The organism is Aromatoleum bremense, from assembly GCF_017894365.1.
GTDB classification, from domain to species: Bacteria; Pseudomonadota; Gammaproteobacteria; order Burkholderiales; family Rhodocyclaceae; genus Aromatoleum; species Aromatoleum bremense.
Genome location: NZ_CP059467.1, coordinates 612,036 through 633,186, shown reverse-complemented (window position 1 = coordinate 633,186; position 21,151 = coordinate 612,036). Strand labels below are relative to the sequence as shown.

Below are 21,151 nucleotides of genomic sequence, written 5' to 3'. Positions count from 1 at the left end.
CGGTTTCCTAATTCCTGCTGCCTTCGACAAGGTAGTCGAGACGACCGCGCGGGGCGAGGTATTCGACGGTTTCGACCGGAAGCTTTGCGGCGCTCAATGCCGATTCGATGCTCAGTTCGGCGTCGCGCAGGTCGATCAGCAGTGCCTCCGAGCGCGGAATGTCCGGGTCGTACAGCATCACCAGCGGGTGGAGCAGGTCGGCGGCGTTGGTTTCGACGACCATGCCGACACTGCCGTTCGACAAGGCGACAAAAGTCCCCGGCGGGTAGACTCCGAGTGTCTTGATGAACAGTTCCACCATCTGCCGGTCATAGCGGGCGGCCTCGTTGCGGAACATCTGCCGCAGCGCTTCGGCCGGCGCCTTCGCTTCGCGCAGGTCGAACGGATTGCACAGGTTGTCGTAGCGATTCGCAATCGCTGCAATGCGGGCGAGACGGGGAATCCTTTCCGCCACGAGGCGGTTTGGAAATCCGCTGCCGTCGCAATGCTCGTGATGACAGGCGATGATGTTCTTGACCGGCACGGGCAGCGCGCGCAGCGCACTGACCGCCTTGATGCCGTAGCCGACGTGTGCCCGGTAGAATTCCTCTTCCGGCGCCGTACGCTGAGTGCTGCGCAGAATGCGCGGCGGGATGTCCTGCTTGCCCACGTCGTGAAGGAGCGCACCGAGGCCGAGGTGCCTCATGTCCTCGTCCGGCAGCCGCAGCGTTTTGCCCAGCATCAGCGAAAGGCCCATCACGTTCAGCGCGTGAAAGGCGAGACCGCCTTCGCGGCTCTTCTGGCTGACGAGATGGATGACCATGTTCTCGGTACCGAGCAGGTTTTCGACGATCCCGCCGACCAGCGCGCAAGCGTGGCGGTGGGCGTCCTGCGGGCGGGCGAGCAGGGAGCGGAAGATGTCGCCCGCCACGACGGCCTGCTGTTCGAACTGCCGTTCCCGACGCGCCAGGCCTTCGCGCTGCTGTCGCACCCGCTCGAGACGCACGCGTTTTTCGTCCTGCATGCCGGCCAGCGCCGCACAACCGAAATCCGGCTCCGGCGCGCTGGCGCTTCCGGCAGGGCTTTCGGGGAGCGGTGCGACGGTACTGCGCGCGGGGTCCCACTCGACCGCGACGATCCCCATTTCGCGCATCGCCTGGATCTGCCGCTCGCTCGAAAGGCAGAACCGGTTCAGCAGGAACGGGTGTTTCATCCATCCATGGCCCGAGAGCGAGACGAATATTCCGGGCTGGAGGCGATTGACGCTGATTTGCGGCATGAAGGGCGAATGTCGGGACGAGCGCCGATTCTAGCAGCGCACCGGGCGCGCTTCCGACATCGCATCAAGACCACTCACTTCAGCGCCCCCGGGCGGCCTTCACGATCCAGCCGTTGAATACGCCGCGCGCGGCCTCGGCGACTTCGCTCGCGGTCAGCCCGATCGGCCCGATGCCTTCGCGGGCAAGGCGATCGGCGGCCGCACCATGCAGATGCACCGCGGCAAGCAGCGCTGAACGGGCGGGCCAGCCTTGGGCGAGCAGGCTGGCGATCAGGCCGGTCAGTACGTCTCCCATACCGGCGCTCGCCATGCCGGGATGGCCGGTGGTGTTGATGAACCATTGCCCTGTCGTTGTCGCAAGGACGCTGCCGCCTCCCTTGAGCACGACGTCGGCGCGAAAGCGCGTCGCCAGTTCGAGCGCGGAGGCAACGCGGTCAGCTTGCACGTGAGCGGTGCCGATGCCGAGGAGTCGACCGGCCTCGCCGGGGTGGGGAGTGAGCAAGGTCGGGGCCTCGCGTGCGGCGACCTGCGCTTTCAGGTGTGGCGCGTCGGCCAGCAGGTTGAGCGCGTCGGCATCGAGCAGCAGGGGGCGATCGGATCGGGCCGCACGCTCGAGCAGCGCAAGAGCGGTCGCGCTGGTGCCCAGGCCCGGCCCGAGCGCGAGGACGCTGGCCTGTTCGAGAACCTGTTCCGGCCGCTTCAACATCAGTTCAGGCTGGGTGTGGTCGACCGGGAGCGCGTAATCGTCGACGAGGCCGACATACACCCGGCCGCTCCCGAGTTTCAGCGCCGCCCGGCCGGCGAGCAGCGCCGCGCCGGTCATCCCAGGCGCCCCGCCGATGATGCCGACGTCGCCATAGCTGCCTTTGTGCGTGTTTTGCCGTCGCGGCCGCATGAACTCCCGCACCATTGCGGGGCGGATCTCGAATCCCGGGGGCGAAAGCCAGGCAGTGGGGTCGATGTCGAGCCGATGGACGTGGACCGTGCCGGCGTAGTCCGGCCCGTCGAGCGTGAGCAGCCCGGGCTTGAGCGCGATGAAGGTCAGCGTTGCGGTCGCCTGGAACACCGTGCCGAGGATTGCGCCGGTGTCGGCGTCGAGGCCACTCGGGATGTCGATCGCGAGCCGCGGTGCCCGCTGCGCGTTCATCGTGTCGATCCAGCGCGCGTAGCGGCCTTCGATCGGCCGTCGCAGGCCGATACCGAACAGTGCGTCGACAACGAGTGCCCAGCCGTTCGCCGGCGCGCCGGGAAAGTCCGAAACCGTTTCACCGCCGGCCGCACGCCACGCCGTGAACGCCGCCGCGGCGTCGGGCGGCAGACTGCGCGGATCTTCGGCGAACGCCACCGTCACCGACCGCCCGGCCTGCAGGAGCCGGCGGGCCATGACCAGCCCGTCGCCGCCGTTGTTACCCGGCCCGCACACGATAAGCACGTGTCCTGCACGGTCCTGCGTCAGGCGCACGGCTTCTTCCGCCGCCGCGCGGCCGGCCCGCTCCATCAGCGTCGGCTGGGCGAGCGGTGCGACGCGCGCTTCGATGGTGCGGATGCCGGCGACCGGATAGATCGGACTGGGCGGCTGGAACATGGGGTCTCCGGATGACAAGGGAAAGACCCGATTCTACCGCCCGGCGATTTGTCGATGATGCGTAGCGGGTGATTCCTGCGATGTCGCAAAGGTTCGGCAGGCCGTGCCTGCCGCGTGCTGTGCTCCTCGCAACGGACCCTGTCCGTCGTGCCCGTCAGTTGTCCGGATGACCGCGGCGCTTCTCGATCCTCGTCTCCTGCACGAGTTCGACGCTGCCGTCCTCGTGCTGCGTCTCGAGGCGTACGGTAAACCCCCACAGCCGCGCCATGTGTTTCATGACTTCGTCAAGAGTGCCACCAAGAGGTCGCCGCCGGTATTCCTGGTGGCGCAACGTCAACGAGCGGTCGCCCCTGAGATCCACGTTCCAGACCTGGATGTTCGGCTCGCGGCTGCCGAGGTTGTACTGGTCGGACAGGATCTCGCGCACGCGACGGTAACCGCGCTCGTCGTGTATCGCCGACACCTTGAGCTTGGATTCGTGCTCGTCGTCGAGAATCGCAAACAGCCGGAGATCACGGATCACCTTCGGTGACAGGTACTGGGCGACGAAGCTCTCGTCCTTGAAGTTCTTCATCGCGAAATCGAGGGTCTCGCGCCAGTCGCTGTCGGCGATGTCCGGAAACCAGGCCCGATCCTCCTCTGTCGGCGATTCACAGATGCGGCGGATGTCCTGCCACATCATGAAACCCAGCGCGTAGGGATTGATGCCGTTGTACCAGCGCTCGTTATAGGCGGGCTGATACACCACGTTGGTATGCGACTGGAGGAATTCGAGCATGAAGCTGTCGGCCAGCAACCCCTCGTCGTACAGCCGGTTGAGGAGCGTGTAGTGCCAGAAGCACGCCCAGCCTTCGTTCATGACCTGCGTCTGGCGTTGAGGAAAGAAGTACTGCGCGATCTTGCGCACGATGCGCACGATTTCGCGCTGCCATGGTTCGAGGAGCGGCGCGTGCTTTTCGACGAAATACAGCAGGTTCTCCTCAGGTTCGGGCGGGAAGCGTGGCCGCGACGCGCGGCCGGGCTTGGCCTCATGAACCGGCAACGTCCGCCACAATTCGTTCACCTGGCTCTGCAGATATTCGGTGCGTTCGCTCTGACGCAGTTTCTCCTTCGCCAACGAGAGCTTCGGCGGGCGCTTGTAGCGGTCCACCCCCAGGTTCATCAGCGCATGGCACGAATCGAGCAGCAGTTCGACTTCTTCCTCGCCGTGGCGCTCCTCGCATTCGGCGATGTAATGCCGCGCGAAGATCAGGTAGTCGACGATTGCGTCGGCGTTGGTCCAGGTGCGAAAGAGGTAATTGCCCTTGAAGAAGCTGTTGTGGCCATAAGCTGCGTGGGCGATCACCAGCGCCTGCATCGTCAGCGTGTTCTCCTCCATCAGATACGCGATGCAGGGGTTGGAGTTGATGACGATCTCGTACGCGAGACCCATCTGGCCGCGCCGATAGCCCTTTTCCGTCGTCAGGAAGTGCTTGCCGAAAGACCAGTGGTGATAGTTCACCGGCATGCCCACGGAGGCATAGGCGTCCATCATCTGCTCGGCGGTGATCAGCTCGATCTGCGGCGGGTACACATCAAGGCCGAATTCGCCGGCAACCCGTGCGATTTCAGTGTGGTAAGTGTCGATCGCCTCGAATGTCCATTCGGAGGTCGCGGGTAGCTGTTTGAGCTTTTTCACGGCGGCACGTTTCATACGAGCGTCTTCTTGAACAGTTCACGGAATACCGGATAGATGTCGGCCGGCGCTTCGATTCTCTGCATGGCGAAGTTCTTGTGTGCCCCCATCAGTTTCTCGTATTCGCGCCAGAGGTTCTGCGGTTCGCCGGGGGTGATCTCGATGTACGCGAAGTACTGGCAGTAGGGCAGGATCTGGGTGTCGAGCAGGTCGCGGCAGATCGGCGAATCGTTGTCCCAGTTGTCCCCGTCGGAAGCCTGGGCACCGTAGATGTTCCAGTTGCCGTGCGCGTAACGCGAAGCGATGACTTCGTGCATCAGCTTGAGCGCGCTCGACACGACCGTGCCGCCCGACTCGCGCGAGTGAAAGAACTCATCCTCGTCCACTTCCTTGGCGATCGTGTGGTGACGGATGAACACCACCTCGATGTGCTCGTAGGTGCGATTCAGGAACAGATACAGCAGCATGAAGAAGCGCTTTGCGGTGGCCTTCTTCTCTTCGTCCATCGAGCCGGAGACATCCATCACGCAGAACATCACCGCCTGCGTGGTCGGCTTCGGCACCTTGATGCGGTTGTTGTAGCGCAGGTCGAAGCTGTCGATGAACGGGATCGCCTCGATCTTCGCCCGCACCCGGGCGATTTCCTCCCGCAGCGCGATCGCTTCCGGGCTGTCCTCGCCGCAGGCCTCGATGACTGCGTCGAGTTCTTTTTGCAGCTCCCGCAGTCGCGTCGTAAACGGGGAACCGAGCGCCAGCCGGCGCCCCAGTGCTCCGCGCATCGAGCGGATGATGTTGATATTCGCCGGCGAGCCGTCGGCGGTGAAACCGGCCCGCTGGGTCTTGTAGTCGGTGATCTTGGCCAGCTGCGTGCGGATCAGGTTCGGCAATGCGAGGTCATCGAAGAAAATGTCGAGGAACTCCTCGCGCGACAGGTGGAAGACGAAGTCATCCTCGCCTTCGCCCTCGTTGCTGGCCTTGCCCTGGCCGCGACCTCCGCCGCCGCCCGCCGGCGGGCGGTTGATCAGGTCGCCGGTCGAGAACTGGTCGTTGCCCGAAAAGACCTGCTCCCACACCCCGCCGCGGCCGTGCTGGAATTGCGGTTCGCTCAGATCCTTCGATGGGATCGATATCTGTTCGCCGTTATCCAGATCGCGGATCGAGCGATCCTGGATCGCATCGCTGACCGCGCGGCGGATTTGCTGCTTGAAGCGGCGCATGAAACGCTGGCGATTGACCGCGCTTTTCTTCTTGCTGTCGAACCGTCGATCGATGATGCGGGTCATGGTTTCCTCCCGATTGGGCGAGCCGCCGCCCGGAACCGGCGTCCGGGCGGGGTGCTGTTCATGACGATTTGCGGACCCGCAGATACCACTCGCACAGCAAGCGCACTTGCTTCTCCGTGTAGCCCTTTTCGATCATCCGGTTGACGAAGTCCTGGTGCTTCTTCTGCTCGTCGCCGCTTGCCTTCGCGTTGAAGCTGATGACCGGCAGCAGTTCCTCGGTATTCGAGAACATCTTCTTCTCGATGACCGCGCGCAGTTTCTCGTAGCTTGTCCAGCTCGGATTCTTGCCATCGTTCTTGGCCCGTGCGCGCAGCACGAAGTTCACCACCTCGTTGCGGAAATCCTTCGGATTGCTGATGCCCGCTGGCTTCTCGATCTTTTCGAGCTCGTCGTTGAGCGCCGAACGGTCGAGGATCTCGCCGGTATTGGGATCGCGGAATTCCTGGTCCTGGATCCAGAAGTCGGCGTAGGTCACGTAGCGGTCGAAAATGTTCTGGCCGTACTCCGAGTAGCTTTCGAGGTAAGCGGTCTGGATCTCCTTGCCGATGAACTCGGCGTAGCGCGGGGCGAGGAACTCCTTGATGAAGCCCATGTAACGGGCCTCGACCTCGGGTGGGTACTGCTCCTGTTCGATCTGCTGTTCCAGTACATACATCAGGTGCACCGGGTTGGCCGCGACTTCGCGGTGGTCGAAGTTGAACACCTTCGACAACGCCTTGAACGCGAACCGCGTCGACAATCCGGTCATTCCCTCATCGACGCCGGCGTAGTCGCGGTACTCCTGGTAGCTCTTCGCCTTCGGATCGGTGTCCTTGAGGTTCTCGCCATCGTACACCCGCATCTTCGAATAGATGCTCGAGTTCTCGGGCTCCTTGAGCCGCGACAGCGTCGCGAACTGCGCCATCATCCGCAGCGTGTCCGGCGCGCACGGCGCGGCCGCGAGCGAACTCTCGGTAAGCAGTTTCTCGTAGATGTGTATCTCGTCCGACACCCGCAGGCAGTACGGCACTTTCACCGTGTAGATGCGGTCGAGGAACGCTTCGTTGTTGCGGTTGTTCTTGAAAGCTACCCACTCCGACTCGTTCGAGTGCGCCATCACGATGCCGTCGAACGGGATCGCGCCAAAGCCTTCGGTGCCCTTGTAGTTGCCTTCCTGCGTCGCCGTCAGCAGCGGATGCAGCACCTTGATCGGTGCCTTGAACATCTCGACGAACTCCAGCAGCCCGCGGTTGGCGAGGCACAGGCCGCCCGAATAGCTGTAGGCGTCGGGATCGTCCTGCGAATATTCCTCGAGCTTGCGGATGTCGATTTTGCCGACCAGTGAAGAAATGTCCTGATTGTTCTCGTCGCCGGGTTCGGTCTTCGCGACCGCGATCTGTTTCAGGACCGACGGGCGCAGCTTGACGACGCGGAAGCGCGTGATGTCGCCGCCGAACTCATGCAGCCGCTTGACCGCCCAGGGGCTCATGATCGTGTTGACGTAGCGGCTCGGGATGCCGAAGTCGTCTTCCAGCAGACGGCCGTCCTCGTTCACGTCGAACAAACCGAGCGGCGACTCGTGCACCGGCGATCCCTTGATCGCATAGAACGGCACTTTTTCGATCAGCGACTTCAGTTTTTCGGCAAGCGACGACTTGCCGCCGCCGACCGGACCGAGCAGGTACAGGATCTGTTTCTTCTCTTCCAGTCCCTGCGCCGCGTGACGAAAGTAGGAAACGATGTGCTCGATGACCTCTTCCATGCCGTAAAAGTCACGGAAGGCCGGATACAGCTTGAGCATCTTGTTGGAAAAGATGCGTGACCGCCGCGGGTCGACGCGCGTGTCCACGAGTTCGGGCTCCCCGATGGCCATCAGTATCCGTTCCGCGGAGGTGGCATATGCCGAGCGGTCCGACTTGCACAGATCGAGATACTCCTGGATCGACATCTCTTCTTCGCGGGCTGCCTCGAATCGCGCCTGATAGGCATTGAAGATGGTCATCTGGATATCTCCCTTCATGATCGAATCAGTTGAAACACAGAGCGGTCGAGACGTTGGACGTTTGGCGAACGGTCCGGCACTCTCGGCTCGACGCGTCTCCAGCCCCTGCCGTCCCCCGTGAGAGGCACATGGACGCAGCAAGTTCCATGCAATGTGCACCCTGCGGAGGAAAGATTACCCGAGCCATTTTGCGGCCGGAAGGCGGCTGGAAGGAAGGTCTGGAGGCTGTGTTAGAATTAAATTTTTACTCCTAACATGCCCGTTGAACTCACCTTGATCGGCATCGCGCCGCTTGCTGGTCGGGAGTCGATTTTCGGGGCAAACTTTGACTTGTCAGGGATCACTTAATGCAGACCAACCAGGAAACGCAAGGCGCGCTCGAGCGCCGCATCGACATGTCCGTGCCCATGGCGGAGATCGACAAGGAAGTCGATTCTCGGCTGAAGCGGATGGCCCGCACCGTGAAGATGCCGGGTTTCCGGCCGGGCAAGGTGCCGATGAAGATCGTCGCGCAAACCTACGGCTCGCAGGCTCGTTCCGAAGCGATCGGCGCAGCGGTAGAAAAAGCGTTCGGCGACAAGGTGCGGGAACAGAATTTGCGCGTCGCAGGCTACCCGCGGATCGAGCCGCGCGAAGCGGCAGCAGAGGGAGCACTTGAATTCAGCGCGGTGTTCGAAGTCTATCCTAAGGTGCCGCTGGGTGACTTGTCGGACCAGAAGGTGGAGCGGCCGGTCCTGACGGTGGGCGACGCCGAAGTCGACAAGACGATCGAAGTGCTGCGCAAGCAGCGCACGACCTTCGAGGCCGTGGATCGTCCCGCTCAGGACGGCGACCGGGTGGTGATCGACTTCGCGGGACGCAAGGACGGGGAACTGTTCGAGGGCGGACAGGCGCAGGATTTCCCGTTCGTGATCGGAGCCGGTTCGATGCTCAAGGATTTCGAGAGCGCCGTGCTGGGTCTCAAGGTCGGCGAAACGAAGACTTTTGAAATGACGTTCCCCGAGGACTACCACGCGGCTGATCTTGCCGGACAGAATGTGGAGTTCGAGATCACGGTGAAAGGCGTCGAGGCTCCGGTCCTGCCCGCCGTGGATGCGGATCTCGCCCGCGCGCTGGGAGTTGCCGACGGTGACGTGACGAAGCTGCGTGACGAAGTCCGGGCGAACCTGGAGCGCGAAGTGAAACGTCGTATCCAGGGGAAGGTCAAGGAACAGGTGATGGAGGCGCTGCTGGTGGCGAATCCGATCGAGGTGCCGAAAGCGCTGGTCGAGGCCGAGTCGAGGCAACTCGCCGAGAACGCGAAGCGCGACCTCGAAATGCGCGGCATGAAGACCAAGGACATCCCCGTGGAGCCGGCATGGTTTGCCGACCAGGCGGTTCGCCGCGTGAAGCTCGGCCTCATCATGGCAGAGCTGGTCAACGCGAAGGAACTGTACGCAAAACCGGAGCAGGTCCGCGCGATGATCGACGAGATGGCGCAAAGTTACGAGGATCCGGCGGAACTGGTGCGCTGGTACTACGCTCAACCGGAACGTCTGGGCCAGGCCGAAGCGGTCGTAATCGAGGACAACGTTGTTGCGTGGGTGCTGTCCCAGACTCAAACTGAGGACAAAACGGTGACTTTCGACGAATTGATGGGTAACGCGGCCTGATGCCGCAAGGGGCAAAGCGATGAACAGTGCAGCGCCACATGGAAGCAGCAACTGGGATCCGGTCGGCCTCGGACTGGTCCCGATGGTGGTCGAACAAAGCGGTCGGGGCGAACGCGCTTACGACATCTACTCGCGCCTGCTGAAGGAACGGGTGATCTTTCTGGTCGGTCCGGTCAACGACGTGACCGCGAACCTGATCGTGGCGCAGCTGCTGTTCCTCGAATCCGAGAACCCGGACAAGGATGTCTATTTCTACATCAATTCGCCGGGTGGTTCGGTGTCGGCGGGGATGGCGATCTACGACACCATGCAATTCATCAAGCCGAGCGTGAGCACCTTGTGCATCGGGCAGGCGGCGAGCATGGGTTCGTTCCTGCTCGCGGCCGGCGAGAAAGGCAAGCGCTTCTGCCTGCCCAATTCGCGCGTCATGATCCATCAGCCGCTCGGTGGGTTCCAGGGGCAGGCTTCCGATATTGAAATCCACGCCCGCGAGATCTTGAGCATCCGCGCGAAACTGAACGAGATGCTGGCCAAGCATACCGGCCAGCCGATCGAGCAGATCGAGAAGGATACCGACCGGGACCGGTTCATGTCGGCTACCGATGCCGTGGAGTACGGCATTGTCGACAAGGTGCTGACCAGTCGCGCCGACAGTTGATATAAGAGAGGAAGACCATGACGGATAAAAAGGCGGGTGGCGAAAAGCTGCTGTACTGCTCGTTTTGCGGGAAGAGCCAGCATGAGGTTCGCAAACTCATTGCGGGGCCGTCGGTCTTTATCTGCGACGAGTGCATCGAACTGTGCAACGACATCATTCGCGACGAGATTGCTGAAACCGTCGACGCGGAAGGGACTCGCACGACTTTGCCTACCCCGCAGGAAATCTGCGAGATCCTTAACCAGTATGTGATCGGACAGACCCAGGCCAAGCGCAACCTGTCGGTCGCTGTATACAACCATTACAAGCGCCTGCGACACCTTTCCGGCCGCAAGGAAGAGGTCGAGCTGTCGAAGAGCAACATCCTGCTGATCGGCCCGACCGGTTCCGGCAAGACGCTGCTCGCGCAGACCCTGGCGCGCCTGCTCAACGTGCCTTTCGTCATGGCCGATGCGACGACGCTCACCGAGGCCGGATACGTCGGCGAGGACGTCGAGAACATCATCCAGAAGTTGCTGCAGAAATGCGACTATGACGTCGACAAAGCGCAGCACGGCATTGTCTATATTGACGAAATCGACAAGATTTCACGCAAGTCGGACAACCCGTCGATCACGCGGGACGTCTCCGGCGAAGGCGTGCAGCAGGCGCTGCTGAAGCTGATCGAAGGTACGGTCGCGTCGATTCCGCCCCAGGGCGGGCGCAAGCATCCCAACCAGGATTTCATCCAGATCGACACGACGAACATCCTGTTCATTTGTGGCGGCGCGTTCGACGGCCTTGAAAAAGTGATCCGCAACCGTACCGAAAAGATCGGCATCGGTTTCGGTGCCGAGATCAAGAGTCGCGAGGGAAAGAACGTCTCGGAGTCGTTCCGTCAGGTCGAACCCGAGGATCTCATCAAGTTCGGTCTGATCCCGGAATTCGTGGGTCGGTTGCCGGTTGTCGCCACATTGCAGGAACTTGACGAAGAAGCGCTGATCCAGATCTTGGTCGAGCCGAAAAACGCGCTCGTCAAGCAGTACCAGAAGCTTTTTTCGATGGAAGGCGTCGACCTCGAGATTCGTCCCGCGGCGCTTCATGCGGTGGCTCGCAAGGCGATCCGGCGCAAGACCGGGGCACGTGGCTTGCGTTCGATTCTCGAGTCGGCTTTGCTCGATATCATGTATGACCTGCCCACGCTGGAAGGGGTGGAAAAGGTGGTGGTGGATGAAGGCACCATCGAAGAGGGCGCCCAGCCCCTTCTGATGTATGCCGAGCAGCCGAAGGTTTCGGGCTCTAACTAGCCCGGACGAATCGGTCGCGCGCCGCTTGATTTTTCCCGGTCGGGCCCCCATGTGGGCTCGACACGTCCCATCGAGGTAACAACAATCATGTCAGGCCCGCTCGACCTCCCCAACGAACAAATGGAACTGCCGCTTCTGCCGTTGCGCGACGTGGTGGTGTTTCCCCATATGGTGATCCCGCTCTTTGTCGGGCGTCCGAAGTCGATCAAGGCTCTCGAAAACGCGATGGAGGCGGGCAAGGGTATCCTGCTGGTGGCGCAGAAGTCGGCCGCCAAGGACGAACCGTCGGCCGAAGATCTGTACGAAATCGGCTGCATTGCGAACATCCTGCAGATGCTCAAGCTTCCGGACGGCACGATCAAGGTGCTTGTGGAAGGCGTGCAGCGCGGCCGCGTCGACTCGGTCGAAGACCAGCGCAGTGTCTTCGTCGCGAAAGTCACGCCGGTGCCGGTTCCCGAAACCGACACCAACGAACTGGAGGCGATGCGCAGGGCGATCGTCGCGCAGTTCGACCAGTACGTGAAACTCAACAAGAAAATCCCGCCCGAGATCCTCGCGTCGCTCGCCGGCATCGAGGATCCGGGCCGGCTTGCGGACACGATCGCGGCGCATCTGCCGCTCAAGCTCGAGCAGAAGCAGGAAGTGCTGGAAATGTTCGGCGCTGGCGAACGGCTCGAGCGGTTGCTGACGCAACTCGAAACCGAACTCGATATCCTGCAGGTCGAAAAGCGCATCCGCGGCCGCGTCAAGCGCCAGATGGAAAAGAGCCAGCGCGAGTACTACCTCAACGAGCAGGTCAAGGCGATCCAGAAGGAACTCGGCGAAGGCGAGGAAGGCGCCGATCTCGAGGAGATGGACCGGAAGATCAAGTCCGCCGGCATGCCGAAGGACGCGCTCGCCAAGGCGCAGGCGGAGTTCAAGAAGCTGCGCCTGATGTCCCCGATGTCCGCCGAAGCGACGGTGGTGCGCAATTACATCGAGACGCTGATCGGGTTGCCGTGGAAGAAGAAGTCGCGCGTCAGTCGCGACCTGGCGGAAGCCGAAAAGATACTCGACAAGGATCACTACGGTCTGGAGCGGGTCAAGGAACGCATCCTCGAGTACCTCGCAGTCCAGCAGCGCGTCGACAAGGTGAAGGCGCCGATCCTGTGCCTCGTCGGGGCGCCGGGCGTCGGCAAGACGTCGCTCGGGCAGTCGATCGCGAAGGCGACAAACCGCAAGTTCGTGCGCATGGCGCTGGGTGGTGTCCGTGACGAGGCCGAGATCCGCGGTCATCGTCGCACTTACATTGGTTCGATGCCGGGCAAGATCCTGCAGAACATGAACAAGGTCGGCGTCAAGAACCCGCTGTTCCTGCTCGACGAGGTGGACAAGCTGGGTCAGGACTTCCGCGGGGACCCGAGTTCCGCACTGCTCGAAGTGCTCGATCCCGAGCAGAACCACACGTTCCAGGATCATTACATCGAGGTGGATTTCGACCTGTCCGACGTGATGTTTGTTGCGACCGCGAATACGTTGAACATTCCCGCCGCGCTGCTCGACCGGATGGAGGTGATCCGGCTGTCCGGCTATACCGAGGATGAAAAGGTCAACATCGCGCAGCGTTACCTGCTGCCGAAGCAGATGAAGAACAACGGCCTCAAGCGCGACGAGCTGTCCGTGACGGAAGAGGCGTTGCGCGACGTATGCAGGTATTACACGCGCGAGGCAGGCGTGCGCAGCCTGGAACGCGAAATCTCCAAAATATGCCGCAAAGTCGTGAAATCGCTGGTGTTGCGCAAGCGCGCGAGCAAGATCATCGTCAATGCCCGCAATCTCGACAAGTATCTCGGCGTTCGTCGCTACTCCTTCGGCATGGCGGAAAAGGAAAACCAGGTCGGGCAGGTGACGGGACTGGCATGGACGGAAGTGGGTGGCGAATTGCTGACTGTCGAGGCGGTGGCGTTGCCCGGCAAAGGCAAGATCATGACCACCGGCAAGCTCGGCGAAGTGATGCAGGAGTCGATACAGGCGGCGTTGTCGGTAGTGCGCAAACGTGCTCGCTCGCTCGGCGTTCATGAGGACTTCTACCAGAAGAGCGACATTCACATCCATTTGCCGGAAGGCGCAATTCCGAAAGACGGACCTTCAGCGGGCACGGCGATTTGCACGGCGCTGGTGTCGGTGTTGACCGGCATTCCGGTGCGCTGCGACGTCGCGATGACCGGCGAGATCACGCTGCGGGGTGAAGTCCTGCCGATCGGGGGCTTGAAGGAAAAGCTGCTTGCGGCGGTTCGCGGTGGTATCCGGATTGCGCTGATCCCTGAGGAAAACGTCAAGGATCTGGCCGAGATCCCGGAGAACATCAAGAATACGCTAGAGCTGATCCCGGTACGGTGGATCGACCAGGTGCTCGAACACGCACTCGAGCGACAGCCACAGCCGCTGACCGAAGCCGAACTCGCGCAGGAGACGACGGCGGCGGTAGCGGAGCCGGCCGAAGGCGTGGCTGGCAAGAGCAGCGCCAGAGCGCACTGAGCGCTTCGTTTCACACCCCGGAAGACGCGGTGCAGCTTGATTTCACGCTGCGCCGCGGCAGGACCATGCCGCGTCCGATCGGCTGCATCGGAACGGGCCAACCGCGAAATTGCTGCGAGAGCAGGGATTTCGCGGTTCCCTGCAAGAGGTCCGTAGCAGTGCGCCGGACGGGAGTAATCGGCGCACGGCCAATGACATCAAGATCAGGACCACCCAGAGTTCATTCACAAGTTTCCCGCTGGCAAAGCAGCGAAGAATGCTTTAAGCTATTGGGCTTGCTCGAGTCTCCGGGTACGGGTGCTTAGCTCAGTTGGTAGAGCGCCGCCCTTACAAGGCGGATGTCGGCGGTTCGAGCCCGTCAGCACCTACCAGATACGAACAACAATCAGTGTCACGCAGTACCATAACCCGCACGGCTCAAGGCTTTGCGGGTTTTTTGTTGTGTCAGGCTGCGAAGTCCTGTCTCCTCAGCTGTGCAAGCCACTTGCACAGCGTTCGCCCTCCTCACAGGGTTCAAGGTCGATCTGCACAATTAACCTCTTACCTCACCCACGTCTTCAAGCCCGTTCGGGCTTTTGCACACTGGCGCTCGCATGGAGAAGTGCCCATTCATCTTCAGTTCAGGCAACAAAATCTAGACTCGGTCACACATTTCCAACTACCAGGTCTTGTCATGAACCGTCGCCTCGCAACTTCCACCCTGCTTGTTTCGGCGCTGCTTGTCGTGCCTCCTGTGGCGTTTGCCGGCGTCGAATCGGCGCGCTCCGAACGTCTCGCGGACCGTGCCGCCGCGCCCGGACCGCTGCAGCAGCGTATGGAGGTGATCCGCGCGACGCTCGCCAACTCCATGAATGCTCATCCCGACCTGCGCCTGACGCGAGCTGAAGGCGCAGCGCTTGCGCTGGAGGTGGGCAGGGAAATCGACTCGATTCTGGCGGACAAGGCGATTTCCCGCATGGCGGGCAGGCAGGCAAGCTTCCTGCTCGGCGACATGCGTGACGGGCTCGATCTCATGCGCACGGCAAGCCACGATGACGCGCGGCGCGTCGGGCTGATGAAGGTGGTCCAGGACCTGAGACTCTACGGGCTGCTGTTCGAACATCCAGGATGGCAAGGTGTGCCGGACATCCGCTGAATGGCGAAGCGCCATCCGGACACCCTGGACATCCTCTGGCGCCACTCCTTCATCCGGACGACCCCGATGTCCTACATGCCGGTACACGACGGGGCGCAGGCGCAGGGCATGATCCTGCCCCGCCCGCAGCGTCGGCGCCGGTCATTGCATACACCTGAGTTTTCATCATGAAACGAATCAAGCTCGGACTCATCTTCATCCTCCTCTCGCTCAGCCTGCTGTGGTGGCAGGCCGATCCGCTGTTGCTGCAGGGCGACCGTTTCTTCGCCATTCGCAAGTTGGTAGTCAACTACACCGGCGTGCTCGCCATGGGCGTGATGAGCTTCGCCATGGTGCTGGCTTTGCGACCGGTGATCCTGGAACCGCTCCTCGGCGGGCTGGACAAGGGCTATCGGCTGCACAAGTGGCTCGGCATTTCCGGGCTGGTGCTGGCCGTTACACACTGGCTCTGGGGCAAGGGGCCGAAATGGGCAGTGGGCTGGGGGTGGCTCGAGCGTCCGCAGCGCGGTCCGCGTGCGGAGCAGAGCGTGGAGATCTTCCGCTTCTTCCAGGAGCAGCGCGGCCTGGCCGAGACCATCGGTGAGTGGGCGTTCTACGTGTTCGTCGTCGCGGCTGCGATTGCGCTGACGAAGCGCTTTCCCTACCGTCGCTTCTTCCAGATACACCGCGTGCTGGCGGTTGTGTATCTGGCGCTCGTGGCGCACAGCGTGATCCTGCTGCCGTTCCCGTACTGGAGCACCGCTGTCGGCGTCGTGATGGGGGTCTTGATGGCGGGCGGCAGCTATGCCGCGGTCAAATCCCTGCGCGGCCGAATCGGCCGCAGTCATCGCGCCGCGGCCGAGATCGAGACGCTCGTGCGCCACCCGGGCAATCAGGTGCTCGAAGTCGGGCTCAGGCTGAAGAGCCCATGGCGTGGCCATGAGGCCGGCCAGTTCGCCTTCGTCACCTTCGACCGGCGCGAGGGGCCGCATCCCTTTACGATTTCGTCGGCGTGGAAGGGGGACGGGCGGCTTGTGTTCATGATCAAGGCGCTGGGCGACTACACGAAGACCCTGCCGGAGATACTCAGCGTGGGGAACCCGGTCGAAGTGGAGGGCCCGTACGGCCGCTTCGACTTCAGCGGCGACCAGGCGCACCAGATCTGGGTTGCGGGCGGCATCGGCATCACGCCCTTCATCGCCCGTCTGCAGGGGCTGGCGAGTGAACCGTCCCATCGGCCGGTCGATCTTTTCTACAGCACCAGCGCGCCGGACGAGAACTTCATCGCGAGCATCCGGCAACTGGCCGAGCGCGCAAGGGTCCGGCTGCATGTCCTGATTGCCGACCGAGACGGCCGCCTCGATGCGGACGGAATCTGCCGCCACGTGCCGGACTGGCAAGCGGCCGGGTTGTGGTTCTGCGGACCGGCTGGATTCGGGCAGGCACTGCGTCAGGCGTTCAGCGCGAAGGGGTTCGCCGAGGAGAAATTTCACCAGGAACTGTTCGAGATGCGGTGAGGGAACCCCTGATCGCAACTACCGGATCACGCGTCGGGCACCTATACAGTAGGGATGCCGTTACCGTCAGCGCATTGGCGTCATGTGGGCGAGCATCGGCGGGACGTGTCGCTGGGGCCTCGGAGGCGGGGACCGGAGCGCAACGTCTACGTTGGACGGCGCGCTCGCTGGCGCTTTGGTTTCATCGCGCCTGCGGTCCGTCCCTTCGTGGTAGTCCTTCAATGAACAAGGAGACTGTGATGATCCGAGGATGCCGTACGGCCGTGATTGCGGTTGCACTGGGGAGTCTGTTTCCGGCAGCGCAGGCCGCCGACTCGATGGAGCGTGATGGAGATCGCATGACGCGGTTGAGGGCGTCGGCCACGATCGATGGCTGCACCGATCCCGGCATTGTCGGCGCGGCGCGTTTTGTCGAGCGTCCCTCGCCCGAAGGGGTGAAGCTCGTCGACGTTCAGATCTCCGTGAAAGGGTTGCCCGATGGCCTGCATGCCGTTCATATTCATCAGACCGGAGCGTGTGTTCCCACCTGCGCCGCAGCGGGTGGTCATTTCGATCCGGGACCGTACGGCCACGTGTCGCCCGACGGTAATCACCCGTTCCACGCCGGCGACCTGATCAACCTCCATGTCAAGAATGGTCGCGGCATGCTCAGGACCACCACCAGCCGAGTCACCCTTTCTCCCGGCCCGCTCGGCGTGTTCGACAGCGACGGCAGCGCCATCATTGTGCATGTCGATCCCGATACATATTGTCCTGACGACGCGGTCCCCGGTTGCGCAGGCGGCGCGCGCGCTGCCTGCGGCGTCATCGAACCGGTCGGTGGCGACGAGGACGAGTGGTTCGATTGAACGGCCCACCAGTGCCAGCCCCATCGTGGTGAAAATCGAGGGGTGGCACTATCATCAATATTCGTGCGGCTGCGCTCCGGCAGGACAGGCTGTTTCTTCGTCTTCGGAAAGAGAGTACGGTACGACGCGGTTTTTCCCGCCCGAGCCGGCTGCGTAACCATCCACATGGAGCAAGCCCATGCAGATCACCGACATCCTTGCGCGGAGAGGCAGCCTCCACTCGCCTGCCTGCGAACCGCGAGACGACATCCTGCGGATGGCTGGCAAGGCGGTGCGCTGATGAGCAGGACAGGTTCGTTGATTCTCGGCCTTTCGGCGCTGTGCATGACCGCGGCAGGGTACGCGGCCGATCTTCGGCCCGGGCTGTGGGAATTCCGCTCGACGCGGATGAACATCGGCGGGCTGCCCGATATGTCGTCGCAGATGGCGCAGATGCAACAGCATCTGAAGAGTCTTCCCCCGGACATGCGGCGCATGGTCGAGCAGCAGATGACAGAACGCGGCGTGAGCCTGGGTCAGGATGGGGCGGTGCGCAGCTGCATTTCGCCGGAACAGGCGAGGCAGGACAACGTCTACTCGGGCAAGACTGAGGGCAACTGCACGCTGGGCAACGTGACAAAGACCGGCGATAGCGTGACGGGACGCCTGACCTGCACGCGGCCGCAAGCGACTGGCGACTTCGCGGCGCGGGTCAGCAGTCCGGAACACTTCACGACGCGCGTCAATATGAGATCGCCACAGGGCGACATGCAGATGGAAACCGAGGCTCGTTGGCTTTCCGCACAATGCGAGGTTCCACAGCGTGCCCTGCCGCCCGCGGCGCGGTAGGTTCGGGCGGCGGGCACAGCGTATTTCTGGCGAAGGAATGGGGCGGATGGGCCGGCGCGGGCCGCCTGCCGTCATAAAGTTTGTATCGTTATTGACCGAGTCGAACAAATTGGAAGAGAACTTCTTTATCGATCCCGAAGCGATCGTTCCGGCCGGTCAGGACCCGGAAGGCGACGACGCGCTGCTCGACGTCGCCCGCGAGTTGCACGCGTACCTGCAGGGATTCAGCGCCCGGCTGGTGCATAACGAGGGCGCGGTCGTGATCGAGGTCGCCGGCAACGTCGAGGCCGACGGCCGCCGCTATCCGTTCCGCCTCGTGCCCGAGCGCTGCGTCCTCGCCCGCGTCCAGAAGTGGCGCAAGCTCACTGCCGAGCGCCACCTGGCGCTGGTGCGCGAGCGGCTTAACGAGGCGGCGGTCGCCGAGTTCGAAGGCGAGGTGCGCCGCTTTGTCGCGGGCGTGCTGCGCGAGGCCGAGGTCGAGGGGTTGGACGGAGCGCGCTTCCTTCGCGCGCTCGAAACCGGCAAGGAACTGGCGAGCCGGCGCTTCCGCATCGTCGAGGACCGGCTCGCCGAAGCGTCGTCGCGCCGTCGCGCCGAGACGCTTGCCGAGGTCGCGCGCGGCACGGTCAAGCTCACCCGCTACCCCGAGTCGTTCGAGACCGCATTCATGATGCGGCGCCGCTTCGTCGCGATCCTCGGGCCGACGAATTCCGGCAAGACGCACCAGGCGATGGAAGCGCTCGCGCAGGCGGCAACCGGCGTGTACCTCGCGCCGCTGCGTCTGCTCGCGCTGGAGAACTACGAACGCCTCGCCGACCGCGGCGTCGCGGTGAGCCTGGTGACCGGTGAGGAGCGCCGCATCACGCCCGGCGCGACGCACGTCGCGAGCACGATCGAGATGCTCGACACGTCGCGCGCGGTCGACGTCGCGGTGATCGACGAGATCCAGATGCTCGAGGATCTCGAGCGCGGCTCCGCCTGGACCGCCGCAGTGTGCGGGGCGGCGGCGAAGACGGTGTATCTGCTCGGCGCGTTGTCGGCGCGTCCGGCGGTCGAGGCGCTCGCCGAGCGCCTTGGCTGCGAGCTCGAAGTGACCACTCTCGCGCGCAAGTCGCCGCTCGAGATGGCGCCACGCGCCGTGGGCAGCATCGGCCAGCTGCGCCGCGGCGATGCCGTCATCGCGTTCTCGCGCCGCGACGTGCTCAACTGGGCGACGAACATCGCCGCGGCCGGGTTTCGTGTCGCGACGATCTACGGCAACCTCTCGCCCGAGGTCCGTCGCGCGCAGGCGCAGCGCTTTCGTGACGGCGAGGCCGACATCGTCGTCGCGACCGACGCCATCGGCATGGGACTCAACCTTCCGGTCGCGCGGGTCGTGTTCTCCACCGCGAAGAAGTTCGACGGCATCTCCGAGGACATCCTGCCGCCGTGGCTCACGCACCAGATCGCCGGCCGGGCGGGGCGTTTCGGCCTGCACGAGGCAGGGCTTGTGGCCGGATTCGACGACCACACCCACCGCATCATCTCCCGCCTGATGCGCACGCCGGCCGACCCGTTGTCGAACCGCGGCTTCTACGTCACCCCGTCGCTACGGCACGTGAAGAGCATCGCCGCGGCAACCGGGGAGCGCACGCTGGCGCGGCTGCTCGAACTGTTCTCGCGCAACATCGACCTCACCGACGACTTCTTTCTTCCTGGCGATCTCAGCGAGCAGACCGAGCGCGCGCAATGGCTCGACTCCCTGCCGCTGTCGCTCGAGCACCGCTTCACGCTGTCGCTCGTGCCGGTGTCGACGCGGGTCGAAACGCTCAATCAGGCGTGGCAGGGATGGGCGCGGGCGCTGGCGAAGGAGCGCAGCTCGCATCTGTCGATCGAACCGGTCGGCGACACGCGCTACGCGTTGCAGGCGGCCGAGGACGCCTGCAAGAAGTACTCGGCGTATGCGTGGCTCGGCTACCGCCTGCCCGATTATTACCCCGATGCCGAAGCGGCGGTGGCGCTCGCCCGCAGCATGTCGGAGACGGTGGACGAGATGCTCGCCCGCCAGCACGGCCGGCGGCGTGACGAGAAACGCCCTCCGACCCCCGCCCGGCGCGTTCGCCGCGGCCCCGCATCGCGAGGCGATCGGCGAGAAGGGCGGACGCGCGCGGGGGGATAAGCGGCGTTTGCACAGGCAGGCGATCGGCAGCGCCTGTGGCGGGATCGTCGCCGACCGATCGGCCGGTCTCCGTTATCTCGCCAGGGCGTTCATCCCCGCTTTCACCCCCGCCTTCACCCCTTGTCCCAGATGTAATACACGCCGGGGCCCGTGCCGAGTTCCTCGTGCATGCGAAACGATTGCGTCTCGGCGAGCAGCCGGCTCACGTTGCTCGTCGGGTCGTCGAGGTCACCGAAGCTCATCGCCCCCGAGATGCAGGAATTGACGCATGCCGGCGTGACGTCCGGGTCGCGCCCGGGCACCTGGCCGGTTCTCGCCGCCTCGTCGATGCGATCGACGCAGAACGTGCATTTCATCGACACCGAGATCCGCGCCGCATCGAAGCGCACCGCTTCCGACTTGATCGGCGTGTCGCCGTAGGCGAACTTCGCCTCGTGCACGATCGAGCGCGCCTCGTACGGACAGGCCATCACGCAGTTCGCGCAGCCGATGCAGGTGTCGTAGTCGATAGTCACCAGCCCGTCGGCGCGCTTTTTCGTCGCCGTGGTCGGGCACACTTCCTCGCACGGCGGCTCGTCGCAGTGCATGCACGAGATCGGCACGAAGCTGCGGCGCACGTCGGGAAATTCGCCCGATTCGATATCGAGCACGCGCCGCCACTGCACGCCCGGGGGCGTCGCGTTGGCGTTCTTGCACGCCGCGGTACAGGTCTGGCAGCCGACGCAGCGGCGCAGGTCGATGGCCATCACGTAGCGGGTCATACGATCTCCCGCACGGCCGCCCGAAGGGAG

15 protein-coding genes and 1 tRNA gene are annotated in these 21,151 nt (G+C 63.3%); 10 read left to right on the top strand and 6 right to left on the bottom strand.

Going from position 1 to position 21,151, the window contains the following annotated elements; genetic code table 11:
- Positions 1 to 7: 7 nt before the first annotated feature.
- The 5 genes from pbN1_RS02905 to pbN1_RS02885 all read right to left on the bottom strand — a co-directional run bounded on the left by pbN1_RS02905 (position 8) and on the right by pbN1_RS02885 (position 7,782).
- Entirely contained in the window at positions 8 to 1,258 is a 1,251-nt protein-coding gene (locus tag pbN1_RS02905) for a cyclic di-GMP phosphodiesterase (protein WP_169203687.1), read from the bottom strand.
- 79 nt (positions 1,259 to 1,337) lie between these two features.
- Positions 1,338 to 2,843: an NAD(P)H-hydrate dehydratase gene (locus pbN1_RS02900; RefSeq protein ID WP_169203686.1), complete on the bottom strand. Its 1,506-nt coding sequence runs from the start codon at positions 2,841 to 2,843 to the stop codon at positions 1,338 to 1,340.
- A gap of 154 nt (positions 2,844 to 2,997) precedes the next feature.
- Positions 2,998 to 4,536: a SpoVR family protein gene (locus pbN1_RS02895; protein ID WP_169203685.1), complete on the bottom strand. Its 1,539-nt coding sequence runs from the start codon at positions 4,534 to 4,536 to the stop codon at positions 2,998 to 3,000.
- Positions 4,533 to 5,801 (bottom strand): YeaH/YhbH family protein, encoded by a 1,269-nt coding sequence (locus pbN1_RS02890; protein ID WP_169203684.1) that lies wholly within the window; start codon positions 5,799 to 5,801, stop codon positions 4,533 to 4,535. The genes pbN1_RS02895 and pbN1_RS02890 overlap by 4 nt, the downstream gene beginning before the upstream one ends.
- A gap of 58 nt (positions 5,802 to 5,859) precedes the next feature.
- Positions 5,860 to 7,782 carry a PrkA family serine protein kinase gene (locus tag pbN1_RS02885; RefSeq protein ID WP_169203683.1) on the bottom strand — a complete coding sequence of 641 codons (1,923 nt, stop codon included), beginning with the start codon at positions 7,780 to 7,782 and terminating at the stop codon, positions 5,860 to 5,862.
- 347 nt (positions 7,783 to 8,129) lie between these two features.
- Between pbN1_RS02885 and tig the strand changes: the two genes are divergently transcribed.
- The 10 genes from tig (at position 8,130) to pbN1_RS02835 (ending at position 20,360) form a co-directional block, all read left to right on the top strand.
- Entirely contained in the window at positions 8,130 to 9,434 is a 1,305-nt protein-coding gene (gene tig, locus pbN1_RS02880) for a trigger factor (RefSeq protein WP_169203682.1), read from the top strand.
- A gap of 19 nt (positions 9,435 to 9,453) precedes the next feature.
- Positions 9,454 to 10,092 carry an ATP-dependent Clp endopeptidase proteolytic subunit ClpP gene (gene clpP / locus pbN1_RS02875; RefSeq protein WP_169203681.1) on the top strand — a complete coding sequence of 213 codons (639 nt, stop codon included), beginning with the start codon at positions 9,454 to 9,456 and terminating at the stop codon, positions 10,090 to 10,092.
- 17 nt (positions 10,093 to 10,109) lie between these two features.
- On the top strand, positions 10,110 to 11,378 hold the full coding sequence (gene clpX / locus pbN1_RS02870) for an ATP-dependent Clp protease ATP-binding subunit ClpX (protein ID WP_011238635.1): 1,269 nt from the start codon (positions 10,110 to 10,112) through the stop codon (positions 11,376 to 11,378).
- Positions 11,379 to 11,465: 87 nt separating this feature from the next.
- Complete coding sequence (gene lon / locus pbN1_RS02865; RefSeq protein WP_169203680.1) at positions 11,466 to 13,895, top strand: endopeptidase La; 2,430 nt, start codon at positions 11,466 to 11,468, stop codon at positions 13,893 to 13,895.
- A 295-nt stretch (positions 13,896 to 14,190) separates the two neighbouring features.
- Positions 14,191 to 14,266: transfer RNA gene (locus pbN1_RS02860), tRNA-Val, on the top strand.
- Between the two features lie 302 nt (positions 14,267 to 14,568).
- Entirely contained in the window at positions 14,569 to 15,030 is a 462-nt protein-coding gene (locus pbN1_RS02855) for a hypothetical protein (RefSeq protein WP_169203679.1), read from the top strand.
- 167 nt (positions 15,031 to 15,197) lie between these two features.
- Complete coding sequence (locus tag pbN1_RS02850) at positions 15,198 to 16,526, top strand: ferredoxin reductase family protein (protein ID WP_169203678.1); 1,329 nt, start codon at positions 15,198 to 15,200, stop codon at positions 16,524 to 16,526.
- A 221-nt stretch (positions 16,527 to 16,747) separates the two neighbouring features.
- Entirely contained in the window at positions 16,748 to 17,374 is a 627-nt protein-coding gene (locus pbN1_RS02845; RefSeq protein ID WP_169203677.1) for a superoxide dismutase family protein, read from the top strand.
- Between the two features lie 279 nt (positions 17,375 to 17,653).
- A complete protein-coding gene (locus pbN1_RS02840; protein ID WP_169203676.1) occupies positions 17,654 to 18,202 on the top strand; it encodes a DUF3617 domain-containing protein in 549 nt (182 codons plus the stop codon).
- 109 nt (positions 18,203 to 18,311) lie between these two features.
- The gene (locus pbN1_RS02835; protein WP_169203675.1) at positions 18,312 to 20,360 is read left to right on the top strand and encodes a helicase-related protein; all 2,049 of its coding nucleotides are present in this window, start codon (positions 18,312 to 18,314) and stop codon (positions 20,358 to 20,360) included.
- A gap of 113 nt (positions 20,361 to 20,473) precedes the next feature.
- Here pbN1_RS02835 and pbN1_RS02830 read toward each other — a convergent pair whose 3' ends face one another.
- Positions 20,474 to 21,121, bottom strand: a complete 648-nt coding sequence (locus tag pbN1_RS02830) for a 4Fe-4S dicluster domain-containing protein (RefSeq protein WP_169203674.1) — start codon at positions 21,119 to 21,121, stop codon at positions 20,474 to 20,476.
- Positions 21,122 to 21,151 lie beyond the last annotated feature (30 nt).